Raw genomic sequence first — 17,341 nt, 5'->3', positions numbered from 1 at the left:
TCGAGTCTGTTTATTGAGGAGTACTCTTTATTTCAGGAACTCTTCTACCTTTTTATAAAAGAGTGAAAGATGATGTCCGTCTATAAATCCGTGATGAATGGTCATGGCGATCGGCATCACTAATTTTCCTTCTTTCAGTATTGCCTTCCCGGCGTTCATTAACGGATAATTGCTGCCGTGGCGATGTTCTTGCGTACAGGTCAGTGAAGTGAAGTATAAATCGGGAGTGGCGCTTAGCAATATGACATCGAGCAGATCTTTACCGCCTACCTTCTCCATATCATAAGGATTCCCATTAGGATCGATATCATTGATAATTGCTTTTGCTGTCGTATAGAAAGTCTGGAAATCGGTGTTCCACGGCAAGCGGATGGTGAAGAAGCGTCCGTTTTCTTTTACCTTTATGGGAGTCAGCATATCCACATGATCAAAATAGACCACTCTGCCTTCTGCATCTATACGAAAGCGAAACTCCGGAATTTCATTAACGGCACGTAGTACCGCATAAAGATAATGGAGGAAGAATGATTCGCCGGCAGCTTTGGCACGTGCTTTTGCTCCGGCACACTCTACTTCAGAAGTGATAGAGATTGTAGGGTTTTGAAAACCAAGAAAGAATTCGTAATTCTCTTTCCGTTCCCAGGTATTTATGTCTATGATATGTTTCATTTCTTGATTGCTTCTTTATTTTCTTTCTTCGTTTTTCTATCGTAAAAGAACATGAAGTAAACGCCGATGATAACGAACGGGATACTCAACCACTGTCCCATGTTGAGACTCATATTGTTTTCAAAGCTGACCTGATTCTCTTTGAGGAATTCTACAAAGAAACGGAATGTGAAAATAGCCGTCAGGCAGAGTCCGAAGAAGAAACCGCGATACAGCTTTTTGCTGTAATTCTTATAGAGATACATCATTACGAGGAAAAGCAGGAAGTAGGCAATTGCTTCGTACAGTTGTGCCGGATGGCGGGGAAGCATGTCTACCCGTTCGAAGATGAAAGCCCAGGGCACATCGGTCGGCTTACCGATGATTTCCGAATTCATCAGGTTGGCCAGACGGATGCAGCAGGCGGTGATAGGAGTGGCTACGGCAATCATATCCACTACATCCATGTAGTGCATTTTGGTCTTCCGGCAGTAGAGCCAGAGGGCGATCATCAGCCCCAATGTACCACCGTGGCTGGCAAGTCCTTCATAACCGGTGAATTTCCATCCTCCGTCGGGCAGAAATCTGACAGGAAGTATCATTTCCCAAAATCCTTTGAAGCTGGTCAGGTAGGTTTGCGGATCGTAAAACAGGCAATGACCCAGTCGGGCACCGATAAGGATGCCGAAGAAACAGTAGAAAAACAGGGGATCGAACTTCTTCTCATCTATCTTTTTATCACGGTATTGATAATGAACGATGATATAAGCCAAAAAGATGCCAACCGCCCATAGCAATCCGTAATAACGGACGGGGAGTCCGAAAAGATTGAACAGTTCGGGACTTGGGTTCCAATTGATAGATAATAAGAAAGTGTTCATAACTTATAAGGTTTAATTTTATGATCTGAATTTTTTAGCGACTTCCCGATAAGTGGGTACATCTATTCCTTGCTCTTCGGCGGCTGTTATCATGTCGAAGAGTAACCCTTGCACTTCGGATTCATGACCTTTTGCCATGTCTTTCTGCATGGAAGCAGTGCTTTGAGGGTCGAGTTTATCGATTACTTTAAGGTTGTAACCAACGGGATCTTCGGGAAATTCTATACCGAGTTTTTTGCCCAATGCAGCGCTCTCCGTAGAAAGGCCGATGAAGGTGTCGCGTATTTTGCCCGGTTTCTGTACTTCACCCATTGGGACGTCGTAGTAGGCACCGGTGACGGCCATTGCCGAGATGAATGACCATTTGATGAATGTATCCCGCTGAATGTCAGGCGATAGGTCTACTTTGATTCCGCTTTCCACCAGTTCGTCGCGCACGGCTTCAAGCAGTTCGGGAGATACGTCTGTGCCTTTATGTGCTCCGTATACCAGGCGGAAAATGGTTCCCATCTGAGTGATTTCTCCCGGTGCGGATACAAAGCCTACGATGTAGATGCAACCGTCCAGAACGGTAACTCCCGGCACAAGGCGTTGGATGCGTGGTCCTGTGCCATACACATTTAATATGGGAATGACAATTGTTTTTTCGTGGGCGGCACGCTTTATCAGTTCTGTAATGGAATCGACGGAATAACCTTTTACACAAACGAATATTACGTCTGCCTTTTCGTCGTATTCTTCTGCCGTACAGGCTTTCACAGCGATGGTATGATCCCCCTTCAAGTCTGATTTTAGTTTCAGACCGTTTGTTTGTATCGCTTCAAGGTGTGCCCCGCGAGCTATACAGGTAACATCTTTTCCCGCCAGAGCAAGAAAAGCGGCAATACTGCCTCCTACACCTCCGGTTCCTGCTATGAGATAATTCATAAATTATACGTTAAAGCGGAAATGCATGATATCTCCGTCTTGTACTATGTATTCTTTTCCTTCTACACCCAACTTGCCTGCCTCTTTCACGGCAGCTTCCGAACCGTATTGGATGAAATCGTCGTATTTGATGACTTCTGCACGGATAAATCCTTTTTCAAAGTCCGTATGGATCACTCCGGCGCATTGGGGAGCTTTCCAGCCCTTTTCGTATGTCCAGGCCCGTACTTCCTGTACACCGGCCGTGAAATAGGTTTCCAGATTCAATAGCTTGTAGGCTGATTTGATAAGACGGGCTACACCCGATTCCTCCAGACCTACTTCGGCAAGAAACATCTGACGGTCCTCATAAGTCTCCAGTTCGGCAATGTCCGATTCTGTTTTGGCGGCCACAATCAGAATCTCTGCATTTTCGTCCTTCACAGCTTCACGTACCATGTCTACGTATTTGTTTCCGCTTACTGCGCTGGCTTCGTCTACGTTGCAGACATACATCACGGGTTTGCTGGTAAGCAGGAAAAGTTCACGGGCAATCTTTTGCTCGTCTTTTGTTTCGAATTGTACGGTACGGGCTGATTTCCCTTGCTCCAATGCCTCTTTGTATTTCACCAATACGTCGTAGGCCTGTTTGGCTGCTTTATCTCCACCGGTCTGTGCCTGTTTCTGCACTTTCTGTATGCGGGCGTCGATGGTATCGAGGTCTTTCAGTTGTAATTCGTAGTCGATGATTTCTTTGTCGCGTACCGGATTTACACTTCCGTCTACGTGTGTCACGTTATCATCGTCAAAGCAACGGAGTACGTGCAGGATAGCATCTGTTTCGCGGATGTTAGCAAGAAATTTATTGCCCAATCCTTCTCCTTTACTGGCTCCTTTTACCAATCCGGCGATATCCACGATTTCTACCGTAGTGGGTACGATTCGTTGCGGATGTACCAGTTCCGCCAACTTATTCAGACGTTCGTCCGGGACGGTAATTACGCCTACATTCGGTTCTATTGTACAAAAAGGGAAGTTTGCCGCTTGTGCTTTCGCATTTGACAAACAGTTGAAAAGTGTCGACTTACCCACGTTCGGCAGTCCGACAATACCACATTGCAATGCCATTTATCTATTTTGTTATTTTATTTATTATCAATGCACATTAAACAGTACGTACTGTTTAGAATATGGGCGCAAAGATAACTATTCTTTTGCAGGCAAGCAATTATGTTCTCAATTTTCATATTTCTTGTGAAATACAGTCAGCAGTATAAATCCTGCAAAAGCGAAAGGGACACCTATCAATGCAGGATATTGATAGCCAAGTCCTGCTTGCAATGCCAATCCGCCGGAGTAAGCACCGATTGCGTTTCCCAAATTGAATGCCACCTGTACGCTGGCTGCTCCCAACATCTCTCCTCCTTTTGAATAACGTATCAGCAAGACTTGTTGCGGACTGGAGAGGGCAAACAGTCCTGCCGTACAAAGACACATCAGCAATACGGACAGCCACGAAACGGATGATAAAAAGAAAATTAGCAATAGTGTGACGCAGATGCATGCCTGTACGGTAGCTGCCACTCTTCCCGGTTTGTATTTATCGGACAAACGTCCACTGGCAAGATTTCCTACAACCATACCGAAACCGGCAAGTACCATTAGAAAAGTAATGCTCTGAGGATGGAATCCGGATACATGGGTCAGTAGCGGATTGATATAACTGTACCAGCAGAATACGCCGCCGTTTCCCAACAGGGTTGCTCCTATCAACAGCCAGGGGGCGGGAGATTTAAGAAAGCGGAACTGTCCTTTTAATCCTGTATCGGGCAGGCTTTCTATTTGTGGCACCCAGCGCCAGATGTAGTAGAGTATAATCATTCCCCAACAGCCTACCAACAAGAAAGTTACACGCCATGAAATAGCGGCACTCAATGAAGTTCCCAATGGGACACCGAAAAGATTAGCTATCGTCATCCCAGCTACCATAATAGAGACGGCTTCCGAACCTTTTCCTTTATCTGCCAATTTTTCGGCAACAATAGAGCCTACTCCGAAATAGGCGCCATGTGGAAGTCCGGAGATGAAACGGGCCAACAACAGTATCCAATAGTTAGGTGCCAGAGCCGCACTTATATTTCCTACCATGATCAGCGTGACGAGTATCAGAAGAATACGTTTCAACGGATGTTTGCGGGCAAGTATCAGCATAGGTGCCCCTACGCATACTCCCAGCGCATAGGCAGAAATAAAATGTCCTGCCTGGGAGATACTGATACCGAAATCATGCGCCACATCGGGCAGAATACCCATCATGACAAATTCTGCGATACCCAATCCCAAGGTACCGAACGCCAATGCGATAAGACTTTTCTTCATATTAACTATACCAATCTTTTTACCGGCGGCAAAATTACAACAATCATGAAAAACAGCGATCAGTGCTCTCTTGTTTTTGAGCTTATCCCCTTTTTTCTTGATTTATGTCATTTTTTACATTTCGTCTATTCGGTCTTTTTGTTCTGTCTGAAAACGGCCGATTGCTTATTTTGTAGACTGAAGAAAAAGGTTTCTTATGCTCCATATACTACTTTTTGTTTATCTTTGTTGAAAATATCGTTTTGGACGGTGACTTGATGACCGGCTCTTTCTTTTTTGTAAAACAGCCTTTTATGATTTGTGCTAAAATTATGATTATATAAATTAACCTTTGTGACAATGAAAACACTTCCGATATTAAACAGTATGTTAGTGCTGGCTTCCGGGGCCGGACTTTCGGCTCAGCAGGCAAATGCTCAGCAAAAACCTCATATTATTCTGATCATGTCCGATCAGCACCGTGCCGATGCTTTGGGATGTATGGGAAATGAATCCGTCATCTCACCCAATATAGATCAGTTATCCCGGGAAGGGACCTTGTTTTGTAACGGCTATTCTTCGACACCGAGTAGTACGCCGGCACGCGCCGGGCTATTGACCGGTATGTCTCCTTGGCATCACGGTATGCTGGGTTATGGAAGGGTGGCCGAAGAGTACAAATATGAAATGCCCGCCATGTTGACGGAACAAGGCTATTATACATTCGGCATTGGAAAGATGCATTGGTTCCCGCAGAAGGCTTTGCATGGTTTTCAGGGGACATTGATAGACGAGAGCGGGCGTGCCGAGTCAAAAGACTTTATCAGTGATTACCGGTTATGGCTACAGCTTCAAATGCCGGGTGGAGATCCGGATTTGACAGGTATCGGTTGGAACGAGCACAGGGCAGGCATTTACAAATTGCCTGAAGAACTGCATCCCACAGCCTGGACAGGTAAGATGGCCTGTGAATTGATCCGGAATTACGATAACGAAAAACCGCTTTTTCTGAAAGTTTCTTTTGCACGGCCGCATAGTCCGTACGATCCTCCCCAACGGCTCTTGGATGAATATTCGGATAAAGAAATTCCGGCACCTTATATGGGGGATTGGTGTGACAGGTATGCTGCCCTGCTTGATCCGGCGAAAGCGGATAAAGACGCTCCATTTGCCAACTTTGGGACGGAATATGCCCGGAATTCCCGCAAGTACTATTATGCAAATGTGACATTTATTGATGAGGAAATAGGTAAAATAGTACAGGTCTTGAAAGACAAAGGGATGTATGACAATGCTTTAATCTGTTATGTCTCCGATCATGGGGATATGTTAGGTGATCATTATCATTGGCGGAAGACCTACCCTTATGAAGGTTCTACACATGTGCCCTATATTGTGAAATGGCCCGATTCGTTTGGTGTAAAAAAGGGAGCCCAAATAGATGAGCCGGTAGAGTTGCGGGATTTTCTGCCTACTTTTTTAGAAGTTTCCGGCGCACAGGTTCCGCAGGATATGGACGGACTTTCTTTATTGGCTTTGATGGATGAAAATAGAAAACCCGGCTGGAGACAGTACATTGATTTGGAGCATGCTACCTGTTATGCTAAGGAAAACTATTGGTGTGGTTTGACGGACGGTAAGATGAAATATATATGGAATTTCCATACAGGTGAGGAACAGTTGTTTGATCTGGTAAAGGATAGGGGAGAACAGAAAAATCTTGTGTCGGAGAAACGCTATAAACATAAACTGGAAGAATTGCGTGAGGCAATGGTGAAACACTTGAGTGAACGGGGAGAAGGGTTTGTGAAAGATGGAAAATTGGTGGTTCGGAAAGAAACTTTGCTTTATAGTCCCAATTACCCCAAGACAGAGGCAAGTGAATAAGATTGGTTTTTATATTTTGTCTATCTTTGCACGTCCATTTAGTTTGAAATTATGCAAAAGCAGAGATATGCATTGGTGAAAAAGGAATATAGGATTCCTTTTATCCTGGTTACTTCTTTATTTTTCTTATGGGGGTTTGCCCATGCCATTCTTGATGTGTTGAATAAACATTTTCAGGATGTAATGGTTATTAGCCGGGCCCATTCGGCATGGGTGCAGGTGATGTTTTATTTGGGATATTTTGTTATGGCGATTCCGGCCGGACTGTTTATTAATAAATACGGTTATCGCCGTGGTGTTGTCTTCGGATTACTGCTTTACGGGCTCGGTTCTCTATTATTTATTCCCGGAGAATATTGGATGTCGTTCAATTTCTTTCTGTTTTCTTTGTTCGTCATCGCCTGTGGTTTGGTTTTTCTGGAGACTGCTGCCAATCCCTATATGACAGAGTTGGGGGACAGGGAGACTGCTGCCAGCCGGTTGAATCTGGCCCAGTCATTCAATGGCTTGGGGTGTATCTGTGGGCCGTTGGTAGGCGGATTATTATTGTTCTCAGAAGACGGATCACCCGCCATCGCTTTGCCCTATACGTTGATGGGTATTGTGGTATTGTCAGTCGCTATGGTTTTCTCTAAGATCAGGTTGCCGGAAATAGTTCATGAAGAAGAAAACAAGGAACAGGAAAAGGTGGGAGGATTATGGTCGCATAAACTTTTTATTTTGGGTGTTGCCGCCCTGTTCTGTTATGAGATAGCTGAGATTTCCATTAACAGTTTCTTTATCAATTACGTGGTAGACGATGGCTGGATGAATGCCCGGGATGCTTCTGTCGTGCTCTCTTTCGGAGGATTGGGCCTGTTTATGTGCGGACGTTTTGCCGGTAGCTGGATTATGCAGCGCATTTGTGCAGAGAAAGTATTATTATTTTGCACCATATGCACGGTGATCACTTCTTTATTGCTTGTGCTGAACTTGGGGATGGTTTCCCTGATTGCCCTTTTCTTGGGTTATGCATTTGAAGCTATTATGTTTCCTACTATTTTTGCCCTTTCTTTGAGAGGATTGGGGAGACATACGAAGCGCGCTTCCTCATTTTTGATGATGTCACCTGTCGGTGGGGCGGTAGGCCCGTTAATGATGGGATATGTAGCCGATCAAACTACGATGTCTTTCTCTTTTATAGTGCCTTTACTCTCTTTTATGGTAGTTATGTTGTATGCTTGGAGAGTGAATGTGGCAAAATCATATTGAGCTTTTATCAAGAACCATTGTATATAATTTGACAGGTTTATCATTATAAAACATCCGGATGTTGTTAATGAAAACATGCCCATGTTGTATAAGACAACATGCCCATGTTCTGACATAAAACATGGGCATGTTTTTACTTCTTGATCCTATAGGGAAGAGAGACAGAAGTATACTTTTAAGTAGTAAAAGAGTATACTATGCTTATTTATAATAATATTAAGGAATACTTTTGAAAGACAACCAAACGGGTTTGCTTCAATCTTGGTTTCTATTAATACTCGTCACTGAGTAATATTACTTTCAGTTGCTTTTCCAACATCGACTGCGATAAAACGGTATAAATAACAACCGATACGGGAGTGCCCGGCAGTATGTCAAAGTAATTGTCGCTGAAAGAGCTTTCTGCATCACCTGTACTTAAAAATACAGCCCGTGCAAAATAATCACTTTTCAGGGTTACCTCGAAACCTCCTTCTACCGGTTTAATGTCCCGTGTAATCGATACTTTGGGATAATTGACCTCTTTTTGCTTGACTAAAAAGTATTGATTCGAATAAATGTTTTTATTCTTATCTGTAAGCTGGGCATAAATGAAAACGTCTTCTTTAGGGATATTTTTTAGTGCTTTGTCCAGTTCAATGGAAAAGAGCTTGCGGCTCGTATTGGCGGCTATCTTTACGGTTTGCCGGAAGTCGCTGATGATTTCACCTGTCAGTTTGATAACTTTTACATCGAGGGTACCGCTACAAGAAGCCGGGCGGTCGGAAACCACATAGATGTTCAGCATACCTTCCTCATCGGCAATGGGGGAGACGAGCAGATCACGATAGGCCTGACGGGCAAAGTAGTGTTGCGCTTTCCAGCGTCCGTAATAGTCGCGGCTTGCCCAGGAGGCCACCGGCCAGCAGTCGTTGTGCTGCCAGAAAAGTGTTCCCATGCAATAAGGCATGTCCCGTCGGTGGGCTTCAATAGCCGTTTTGATGGCATCTCCCTGTAATACATGATTCATGTAGAGGAAAGCTTCGAAATCTTTCGGTTGACGATATTCGTTCAACAGATATGTTTCGATCAGTCCGTTGGCATGCGCGCCACCGCGTTGGTGAGACATCATTACCTCCGAGTAGATGTCCCAGTCTTCCGGGTAGGGAGCATAGCGCTTTACCGATTCAAATTCCGGAAACGACTGGAAACCATATTCGCTGAAAAAGCGGCTGCGTGCTTTGTTGTAGCTGTTGATCGGTTCTTTGGAATGCCATACGTTCCAATAATGACGGTCGCCGTTGCGATCGTCGCTGCCGCCGTCATAACGGGCAAAAGGAGAAGAGGGCCAATAAAAACTTTCGGGAGCATATTCTTGAACGACTTCGGGAAGCGTCACGTAATATTGATCGGTAAATTGCTTCCATATCCGTTGCTCGTACTCCGGATTCTGCTGGGTATATCGCCTTTGCCATCCCCAGTTGAACCAGGCATCATTGCACTCATTGTTACCGCACCAAAGGGCGATACAAGCATGATTGCGCAGGCGCTTTATGTTGTCGATCGCTTCCTGGCGGATATTTTCAAGAAATTCGCCTTCGGCAGGATAAAGGCTGCATGCGAACATGAAATCCTGCCAAACCAGTATACCATATTGGTCGCAAAGATCATAGAAGAGGTCGTTTTCGTAAATACCTCCTCCCCAGATGCGCAGCATATTCATATTGGCATTGACTGCGTCGAGAATGGTTTTCCGGTATCTTTCTTCTGTGACGCGTGGCAGAAAATTGTCCTGAGGAATGTAATTGGCGCCTTTTGCAAAAACGGGTTGCCCGTTTAGTTCTACATAGAATGTCTTTCCGTCCTTGTCGGGTTTATTGATAATCTTTAAGGAGCGGATTCCTATTTTCTCTGTTTGGCTGTCTGTAAATCGTTCGTTGATAGATAAGTCTGTCCGGAAGTCATAACGGTACGGCTCTCCCAGTCCGTTGCTCCACCAAAGCTTCGGGTTTTTGAGGACGAAAGAAACGGTTGCTTTGCTGAGCCCTTTTTTGAGAGATAATCTTTGTTGTCCCAGCACTCTACCGGATTTATTATCCGTAATGGAGACAATGGCTTGGTCGAAATCTCTGTCTGCTTCTATTTCTACTTCTCCGGTGATGGTTGCCCGGCTTTTGTTTACTTCTTTTTGCCGGATAAAGATATTGTGAATATGTGCATCGTCCCATGCTTCTATAAAAACGGGGCGCCAGATGCCCGATGTGACCAGACGCGGTCCCCAATCCCATCCGTAATGATAGCCTGCCTTGCGGGCGAAGACGCTGACCTTCTTATCGAATACTCCGCCATTCTCCGATTGGTCATTGGATGCTTCGTAATGATAGGGAAGCGCATCCCATTTAGGGATATCCATTTTGATGGGTGAGTGGAAGTAAACTTTCAGCTTATTATCATCCGGCAGCAGATAGGGTTTTATATCGACTTGCCACTCACGGAACATATTATTGGCTGCCAGTATCTTTTTTTCGTTCAGGTAGACATCTGCATAGGTATCCAGTCCTTTGAATATGAGTCTGATAGTTTGTTTCTGCATGATTTCTGCCGGGAGAGAAAAAGTGGTTTCATAGATCCAGTCTTCTTTGTCGATCCATTGCAGCCCTCTTTCGTTGAGCCGGAAGAACGGATCTTCAATGATTTTATTAGCCAGCAGATCGGTATGTATCACACCCGGTACGGTGGCCGGATACCAGTTGGTAAGTCTTGCCTGTTTGAATTTCCAGCCTTCATTCAGTTCCTTCCGGAACGGGACGGCCATCAGTAAAGCACTGCATAGGAGTGATGAGGCCAGTAAGCCGGTACGTTTCACGGTTGATTTCAGTTCCTTCATAATATATTCGTTCTATGTGTTGTGGACTTCTATTTGCAAAAGTATGGAAAATTACCTTTATCGAATGATGAAATTTTATTGAATGCTGATACTATTCTGAATATTAGGGGCTGTTTTTCGTGTTTATACCTTATTTGTAGTACGAATTTACCACAAGTGTGGTATTTCCGGCGAACTAAAACCTCCCTATCTTTGTCGTATAATAAAAGAATGGATATTTAAATACAATATAAGTATGGCAAAGATAGCGAAAAAGCTGACGGACCTTGTTGGCAACACTCCGTTGTTGGAGTTGAGTAATTACAATGCAAGTAAAGGATTGAAAGCCCGCGTGGTAGTAAAGTTGGAGTATTTTAATCCGGCAGGAAGTGTAAAAGACCGCATTGCGCTGGCAATGGTGGAAGATGCGGAGGCGAAAGGTGCTTTAAAGCCCGGTGCCACTATTATTGAGCCGACCAGTGGAAATACGGGGGTAGGACTGGCTTTTGTTTCTGCTTCTAAGGGATATAAACTGATTCTGACGATGCCGGATACCATGAGTGTAGAACGACGGAATTTGCTGAAGGCTTTAGGGGCCGAGTTGGTATTGACTCCCGGTGTCGACGGAATGAAGGGTGCTATCGCCAAAGCGGAAGAATTGAAAGCAAATACTCCCGGTGCAGTGATATTGCAGCAGTTTGAGAATCCTGCCAATCCGGCTGTGCATGTACGGACTACCGGACAGGAAATCTGGGCCGATACGGATGGCAGGGTTGAGATATTTGTGGCTGGAGTCGGTACAGGGGGGACAGTAAGCGGCGTCGGTAAGGTGTTGAAAGCTCATAACCCTTTAGTAAAGGTAGTGGCTGTGGAACCTGCGGATTCTCCGGTTTTATCCGGCGGTAAGCCTGGTCCTCATAAGATACAAGGTATCGGTGCAGGATTTATCCCGAAAACTTATGATGCTTCGGTAGTAGATGAAATAGTACAGGTACAGAATGACGATGCTATCCGGACCAGTCGTGAACTGGCTACAAAAGAAGGATTACTGGTAGGTATCTCTTCGGGAGCTGCCGTATACGCTGCTACCAAACTTGCCGAACTTCCGGAGAATGCCGGTAAAACAATAGTAGCACTACTGCCTGATACAGGAGAACGCTACTTGTCGACGATTTTATATGCTTTTGAGGAATACCCCCTTTAAGAGTTGAAAGTTGAGAGTTGAAAGTTACTATGCAGTGCGTGTGTATAGCGCAGCTAACTTTCAACTCTCAACTTTCAACTTTCAACTCTCAACTTTCAACTAAATAAGGCTTTCAACTATTATGCGGGGCAGCATATTCTTTGGCTGTCACGCTATCAATAGGTATTTCCCATATTTTCACATTTCTTACAGCCGGGTCGGAGTATACGAATTCCCGGCTGCTATAATGTTTCATGATGATATTCAGTGCTTCCCGTTTACTGTCCATATCTTCGATGAATCCTACCTTTCCACGGCAAATGACGCTCTTGGCTTTCATACGGTAACTGCAGGCTACTTTGGGATGCTGGAATACCAGTTCGTGATCTGTGCTGAAAGTGATACACACATGGTTGTTTTGCGCCAGCATATCGATACTGCTTCCGGTAGGGCCGGAATGCAGATAGATAACTCCCTCCTGATAACCGAAATTCATGGGTATTACGTATGGATTTCCTTCCAGATCGGTGATGCCGACAAAACAGATATCGCAACGGGAGATGATCTCTTCCACTCGTTGTCTGTCTTCTATGATAACAGTTTTCATTTTAAATAATTCAATAATATATCAAATCAATAATGTGCCAATTAAATAATGTGCCAATGTGCCAATATGCCAATGTGCCAATTGCCATTCGGCTGGACAGCGCAGCTAATTGGCATATTAGCATATTGGCACATTATTCACATTATTAAACTAATGCAAAGTCGAGTTGTTTCTTTTCCAAATTGGCTCGTGCCACTTTAACAGTGATGGCATCTCCCAGGCTATAGGTGTGATTTTTACGACGTCCCCGCAGGCAATAGTTCTTTTCGTCGAACTCATAGTAGTCATCATCCAAATCGCGCATCGGTATCATACCCTCGCATTTATTTTCGTTGAGTTCTACATAAAGCCCCCATTCCGTAACTCCGGAAATTACTCCGTCGTAGGTCTGACCTACCCGTTCACTCATAAATTCCACTTGTTTATACTTAATGGAAGCACGTTCGGCATTGGCGGCAATTTGTTCCATGTTCGAGCTGTGGTCGCACAGGTCTTCGTATTTACTTTCCGAAACACTTCTTCCACCATCGAGGTATTTGGTAACTAACCGATGAACCATCATATCCGGGAAACGGCGGATGGGTGATGTGAAGTGAGTATAATAATCGAATGCCAAGCCGTAGTGGCCGATGTTGTGCGTTGAATAACGGGCCTTCTGCATGGCACGGATAGAAACTGTTTCGATCAGGTTTTCTTCTTTTTTTCCCTGTATATCATCCAACAGGTGATTGATGGATTTCGAAATATCCGTTTTAGTACCACTGGTACGCAGTTTGTATCCGAAACGCGCAATGAACTGATTCAGGTTGTCTAACTTTTCCGGATCGGGCAGGTCGTGAATACGGTAAGGCAGGACTTTGGCCTTTTTGCCTTTAGGTACACGGCCTATCTGCTCGGCTACCGTCCGGTTGGCAAGCAGCATAAACTCTTCCACTAACTTGTTGGCATCTTTTGATTCTTTGAAATAGACGCTGACCGGTTTTCCTTTCTCATCTATCTCGAATTTTACTTCGTAACGGTCGAAATTGATGGCACCGGCGGCAAAACGCTTTTCTCGTAAAGCTTTGGCAATCGTATCCAGCATCAGTACTTCATCTTTAAAGTCACCGTTTTTGGTTTCGATGATCTGTTGTGCTTCTTCGTAAGTGAAACGACGGTCAGAATAGATCACTGTATGTACGACACGGGAATTTTTCACATCTCCTTTTTCCGTGATGTCGAAGATGACGGAAAATGCGAGTTTCTCTTCGTGTGGACGCAGGGAGCAGAGGAAATTGCAGAGACGTTCGGGCAGCATCGGTATGGTACGGTCTACCAGATAAACGGACGTTGCGCGTTTCTCGGCTTCCTTATCGATGATACTTCCTTCTTTTACATAATGGGTCACATCGGCTATATGTACGCCTACTTCCCATAAATTATCTTTTAGTTTACGGATAGAAAGCGCATCGTCAAAGTCTTTGGCATCTTTCGGGTCGATGGTGAAAGTCGTTACTTTACGGAAATCTTCACGTCTGGCTATCTCTTCTGCCGTGATCTCCGCCGGGATTTTATCGGCAGCTTTCTCTACAGCCTGCGGATAAACGTAGGGCAGGCCGAATTCCGCCAGGATGGCATGCATCTCGGTTGTGTTATCCCCTGCTTTTCCTAAAATATCGATCACCTGTCCGATCGGATTTTTGGCTTTGTCCGGCCATTCGATCACCTTTACCACTGCTTTGTCTCCGGTCTTTCCACCTTTCAGTTTGTCTTTCGGAATGAAAATATCGTTGGCCAGTGTCCGGTTTTCGGTTACCAGAAAAGCATAAGACTTCTCTACTTCCAGCGTACCCACAAAGGTGTCGTTGGCGCGTTCCAGAATTTCGATCACTTCCCCTTCGGCATCATGGTGCTTGCGTTTGGCAAAAAAGGCTATCTTTACTTTATCATTATTCATGGCATGGGCCGAATTGCGTTCGGCTATGAATATGGGTTCGCCTCCGCCTTCGGGGATAAATGAGTTCTTTCCATTGCTTTTCCGTTGGAAAGTCCCTGTCATCTCGATACCGTGATTGTTGAGTTTGTATTTGTTTTTATCGACTTCCGTTATGTAGTCGTCTGCCAGCATATCCGCGAGAATATCCATGCACAGCATTTTCAGGGGATGTGTGGTAAGGTGTAATTCCGCGAAAAGATATTTAAGGCTGATAACCTCTTCCTGTTTGGTATGGAAGAAATCCATTAATATGTTTGCCAGTTCTTTTTTCTTCATTCGTTTACCGGCTTTCTTTTCTTTCTTTTTCGCCATATTTTTTAAATTATAAGTTTAGTATGCAGGCCAGGTGGTAAGTGCGTATCTTATACGCTGGTTTCTAATTATTAATAGATACAAAGTAAATGATTAAATATTAATAATTCAAGATTTTCATGTACATTTGCCCGCGAGTTGATTAATATTATAACAAATTGGGGACAGAAAATCCTACTCGGAATGAAATTTAATAATATGTCAATGTGCCAATATGCCAATGTGCCAATTACCATTCGGATAAACAGCGCAGCCAATTGGCACATTGGCATATTGGCACATTGAATAATTATCTCTTATGGCAAGTATCTTAATAACAGGAGCAAGCGGATTTATCGGCAGTTTCATTGTGGAAGAAGCATTGAAGCGTAAATTTGCTGTGTGGGCAGGTATTCGTTCGTCGAGTAGTAAGAAATATTTGCGTGAGCGTAAGATCCATTTTCTGGAATTGGATTTTGCCCATCCCAATGAGCTGAGGGCACAGTTGTCAGGGCATAAAGGTACTTATAATAAGTTTGATTACATTGTACATTGCGCCGGGCTGACCAAGTGCAGGGATAAGAAAGAATTCGATCTTGTCAATTACTTGCAGACGAAGTATTTTGTCGATACGCTACGGGAGTTGAATATGGTTCCCAAACAGTTTATTTATATCAGTACGTTGAGTGTTTTCGGACCGGTGCACGAGAAAGATTATGCTCCGATAAAGGAGACCGATATTTGTGCTCCGAATACTGCTTACGGGCTTAGTAAACTTAAAGCAGAATTGTATATACAGAGTATTCCCGGTTTCCCTTATGTCTTTTATCGTCCTACGGGGGTATACGGTCCGCGTGAGATGGATTATTTCCTGATGGCGAAATCGATTCGCAACCATATGGATTTTTCGGTTGGCTTCAAGCGCCAGGATCTTACTTTTGTATATGTGAAAGATATTGTTCAGGCCATTTTCTTAGGGATAGAGAAACAGATATCCCGTCGTGCTTATTTTCTTTCTGATGGAAAAGTCTATAAAAGCAGTGCATTTTCCGATCTGATACGAAAAGAATTGGGGAATCCATACGTTATTCGATTGAGATGTCCGTTAATTGTCCTTAAAGTTGTATCTTTGCTCGCTGAATTCGTGGCTACCCGTTCGGGAAAGAGCAGTACACTGAATTCGGATAAGTATAAGATAATGAAACAACGAAACTGGCAATGCGATATAACTCCTGTCATGAAAGAACTGGGATACGTTCCGGAATACGATCTTGAAAAAGGAGTGAAAGAGGCCATTGCCTGGTATAAGAATGAAGGATGGCTCTAGATTTATTTAAACGTGTAGAGACCCGCAAGGGACTGTTCGCTGTCGAGAAGGTGACACTGATATATAATTTGTTAACTTCCATATTGATTCTGTTCCTTTTTCAGCGGATGGATCATCCCTGGCATATGTTGCTCGACAGGGTTATGATTGCCGGTATGACGTTTCTGCTGATGTATCTCTACCGGCTGGCACCTTGTAAGTTTTCCGCATTTGTGCGTATTGCCATTCAGATGAGCCTGCTTTCTTATTGGTATCCGGATACTTATGAATTTAACCGTTTCTTTCCCAATTTAGATCATATTTTTGCTTCGGCCGAACAATGGATGTTTGGAACTCAGCCTGCCCTTCATTTTTGTTATCTTCTTCCGCAGAAATGGATGAGCGAGGCTTTTAATTTAGGCTATTTTTCTTATTATCCGATGATTCTGGTAGTTACACTGTTTTATTTCATTTACCGGTTCGAGTTGTTCGAAAAGCTTTCTTTTGTATTGGTTACTTCGTTTTTTATCTATTATCTGATTTATATATTTATTCCGGTTGCAGGTCCTCAGTATTATTTCCCGGCCATCGGGTTGGAAAATGCAGAACACGGGACATTTTTTGCCATCGGTGATTATTTCAATTATCATCAGGAGTTACTTCCCGGTCCGGGATATGAGCATGGCTTCTTTTATAATTTGGTAGAGGGGTCGCAGCAGGTCGGCGAACGGCCTACGGCTGCTTTTCCCAGTTCGCATGTGGGGATTTCTACTATCCTGATGATTATGGCATGGCGTGGCAGCAAGTGGTTGTTCGCTATTTTGATGCCGTTTTATGTGCTGCTTTGTTGTGCTACTGTCTACATACAGGCCCATTATCTGATTGATGCGGTTGTCGGGTTTGTTTCTGCATTCGTGATGTATGTCCTTGTGACGAAGATGTTCAAGAAATGGTTTGCGGTGCCGATGTTCAAGTAAGGTGAACAGGGAAGAGAATGCCGTCCATAAAAAATAAATAGTAATCGATGCTTTATTTTATTTAAAGCTCCCCCGGCATTTGTCGTTAGAATGCCGGAGGAGTCTCGCCTTATGTAGAGAAGATTATAGGGTTTTATTGTTAAGAGTACGGAGGATAATGTAATGGCAAAGATCGTTGGATTATTCTTCGCAAATATAATGAATGTTTGTATTTCCGGTTTAATTT

Annotated in this window: 13 protein-coding genes; 5 read left to right on the top strand and 8 right to left on the bottom strand. The window is 44.0% G+C overall.

All coding sequences use genetic code 11. The annotated features are described in order from the left end of the window. Positions 1–27: 27 nt before the first annotated feature. The 5 genes from RB604_RS03880 to araJ form a co-directional block, all read right to left on the bottom strand. Complete coding sequence (locus RB604_RS03880; protein ID WP_005928202.1) at positions 28–669, bottom strand: chloramphenicol acetyltransferase; 642 nt, start codon at positions 667–669, stop codon at positions 28–30. Then, positions 666–1,529: a prolipoprotein diacylglyceryl transferase gene (lgt, locus tag RB604_RS03875; RefSeq protein WP_055293885.1), complete on the bottom strand. Its 864-nt coding sequence runs from the start codon at positions 1,527–1,529 to the stop codon at positions 666–668. The genes RB604_RS03880 and lgt overlap by 4 nt, the downstream gene beginning before the upstream one ends. An 18-nt stretch (positions 1,530–1,547) precedes the next feature. Next, positions 1,548–2,456: a ketopantoate reductase family protein gene (locus tag RB604_RS03870; RefSeq protein WP_005928205.1), complete on the bottom strand. Its 909-nt coding sequence runs from the start codon at positions 2,454–2,456 to the stop codon at positions 1,548–1,550. 3 nt (positions 2,457–2,459) lie between these two features. Further along, positions 2,460–3,563, bottom strand: coding sequence for a redox-regulated ATPase YchF (gene ychF, locus RB604_RS03865; protein WP_005928207.1), 1,104 nt, complete (start codon positions 3,561–3,563; stop codon positions 2,460–2,462). 108 nt (positions 3,564–3,671) lie between these two features. Next, complete coding sequence (gene araJ, locus RB604_RS03860; RefSeq protein ID WP_005928209.1) at positions 3,672–4,814, bottom strand: MFS transporter AraJ; 1,143 nt, start codon at positions 4,812–4,814, stop codon at positions 3,672–3,674. 339 nt (positions 4,815–5,153) lie between these two features. On the opposite strand from araJ, the gene RB604_RS03855 reads away from it, so the two are divergent. Further along, positions 5,154–6,680: an arylsulfatase gene (locus tag RB604_RS03855; RefSeq protein ID WP_055293883.1), complete on the top strand. Its 1,527-nt coding sequence runs from the start codon at positions 5,154–5,156 to the stop codon at positions 6,678–6,680. A 51-nt stretch (positions 6,681–6,731) separates the two neighbouring features. Continuing rightward, positions 6,732–7,931 carry a sugar MFS transporter gene (locus RB604_RS03850; protein ID WP_007479612.1) on the top strand — a complete coding sequence of 400 codons (1,200 nt, stop codon included), beginning with the start codon at positions 6,732–6,734 and terminating at the stop codon, positions 7,929–7,931. 271 nt (positions 7,932–8,202) lie between these two features. Here the strand turns inward: RB604_RS03850 and RB604_RS03845 are convergent, their stop codons facing one another. Then, entirely contained in the window at positions 8,203–10,797 is a 2,595-nt protein-coding gene (locus tag RB604_RS03845; protein ID WP_055293881.1) for a beta-mannosidase, read from the bottom strand. Between the two features lie 235 nt (positions 10,798–11,032). Between RB604_RS03845 and cysK the strand changes: the two genes are divergently transcribed. Then, positions 11,033–11,980, top strand: a complete 948-nt coding sequence (cysK, locus tag RB604_RS03840) for a cysteine synthase A (protein WP_055293879.1) — start codon at positions 11,033–11,035, stop codon at positions 11,978–11,980. Positions 11,981–12,092: 112 nt separating this feature from the next. Here the strand turns inward: cysK and RB604_RS03835 are convergent, their stop codons facing one another. Both RB604_RS03835 and rnr read right to left on the bottom strand, forming a co-directional pair. After that, positions 12,093–12,566: a pyridoxamine 5'-phosphate oxidase family protein gene (locus RB604_RS03835; protein ID WP_005928220.1), complete on the bottom strand. Its 474-nt coding sequence runs from the start codon at positions 12,564–12,566 to the stop codon at positions 12,093–12,095. A 145-nt stretch (positions 12,567–12,711) separates the two neighbouring features. Beyond that, entirely contained in the window at positions 12,712–14,853 is a 2,142-nt protein-coding gene (gene rnr / locus RB604_RS03830; RefSeq protein ID WP_007479620.1) for a ribonuclease R, read from the bottom strand. A gap of 298 nt (positions 14,854–15,151) precedes the next feature. Between rnr and RB604_RS03825 the strand changes: the two genes are divergently transcribed. Further along, positions 15,152–16,159, top strand: coding sequence for an NAD-dependent epimerase/dehydratase family protein (locus tag RB604_RS03825; protein WP_007479622.1), 1,008 nt, complete (start codon positions 15,152–15,154; stop codon positions 16,157–16,159). After that, a complete protein-coding gene (locus tag RB604_RS03820; RefSeq protein WP_055293877.1) occupies positions 16,150–17,115 on the top strand; it encodes a phosphatase PAP2 family protein in 966 nt (321 codons plus the stop codon). The genes RB604_RS03825 and RB604_RS03820 overlap by 10 nt, the downstream gene beginning before the upstream one ends. Positions 17,116–17,341: the final 226 nt, after the last annotated feature.

The sequence above is a fragment of the Bacteroides salyersiae genome (genome assembly GCF_031172035.1).
Lineage (GTDB): Bacteria > Bacteroidota > Bacteroidia > Bacteroidales > Bacteroidaceae > Bacteroides > Bacteroides salyersiae.
The sequence above is the reverse complement of the archived record's forward strand: the minus strand, read 5'-3'. Positions and strand labels throughout refer to the sequence as shown.

What these genes read in the sequence shown, in the direction of transcription:
- RB604_RS03880 (WP_005928202.1), bottom strand. Translation starts at nt 669, where the DNA reads ATGAAACATATCATAGACATAAATACCTGGGAACGGAAAGAGAATTAC.
- lgt (WP_055293885.1), bottom strand. Translation starts at nt 1,529, where the DNA reads ATGAACACTTTCTTATTATCTATCAATTGGAACCCAAGTCCCGAACTG.
- RB604_RS03870 (WP_005928205.1), bottom strand. Translation starts at nt 2,456, where the DNA reads ATGAATTATCTCATAGCAGGAACCGGAGGTGTAGGAGGCAGTATTGCC.
- ychF (WP_005928207.1), bottom strand. Translation starts at nt 3,563, where the DNA reads ATGGCATTGCAATGTGGTATTGTCGGACTGCCGAACGTGGGTAAGTCG.
- araJ (WP_005928209.1), bottom strand. Translation starts at nt 4,814, where the DNA reads ATGAAGAAAAGTCTTATCGCATTGGCGTTCGGTACCTTGGGATTGGGT.
- RB604_RS03855 (WP_055293883.1), top strand. Translation starts at nt 5,154, where the DNA reads ATGAAAACACTTCCGATATTAAACAGTATGTTAGTGCTGGCTTCCGGG.
- RB604_RS03850 (WP_007479612.1), top strand. Translation starts at nt 6,732, where the DNA reads ATGCAAAAGCAGAGATATGCATTGGTGAAAAAGGAATATAGGATTCCT.
- RB604_RS03845 (WP_055293881.1), bottom strand. Translation starts at nt 10,797, where the DNA reads ATGAAGGAACTGAAATCAACCGTGAAACGTACCGGCTTACTGGCCTCA.
- cysK (WP_055293879.1), top strand. Translation starts at nt 11,033, where the DNA reads ATGGCAAAGATAGCGAAAAAGCTGACGGACCTTGTTGGCAACACTCCG.
- RB604_RS03835 (WP_005928220.1), bottom strand. Translation starts at nt 12,566, where the DNA reads ATGAAAACTGTTATCATAGAAGACAGACAACGAGTGGAAGAGATCATC.
- rnr (WP_007479620.1), bottom strand. Translation starts at nt 14,853, where the DNA reads ATGGCGAAAAAGAAAGAAAAGAAAGCCGGTAAACGAATGAAGAAAAAA.
- RB604_RS03825 (WP_007479622.1), top strand. Translation starts at nt 15,152, where the DNA reads ATGGCAAGTATCTTAATAACAGGAGCAAGCGGATTTATCGGCAGTTTC.
- RB604_RS03820 (WP_055293877.1), top strand. Translation starts at nt 16,150, where the DNA reads ATGGCTCTAGATTTATTTAAACGTGTAGAGACCCGCAAGGGACTGTTC.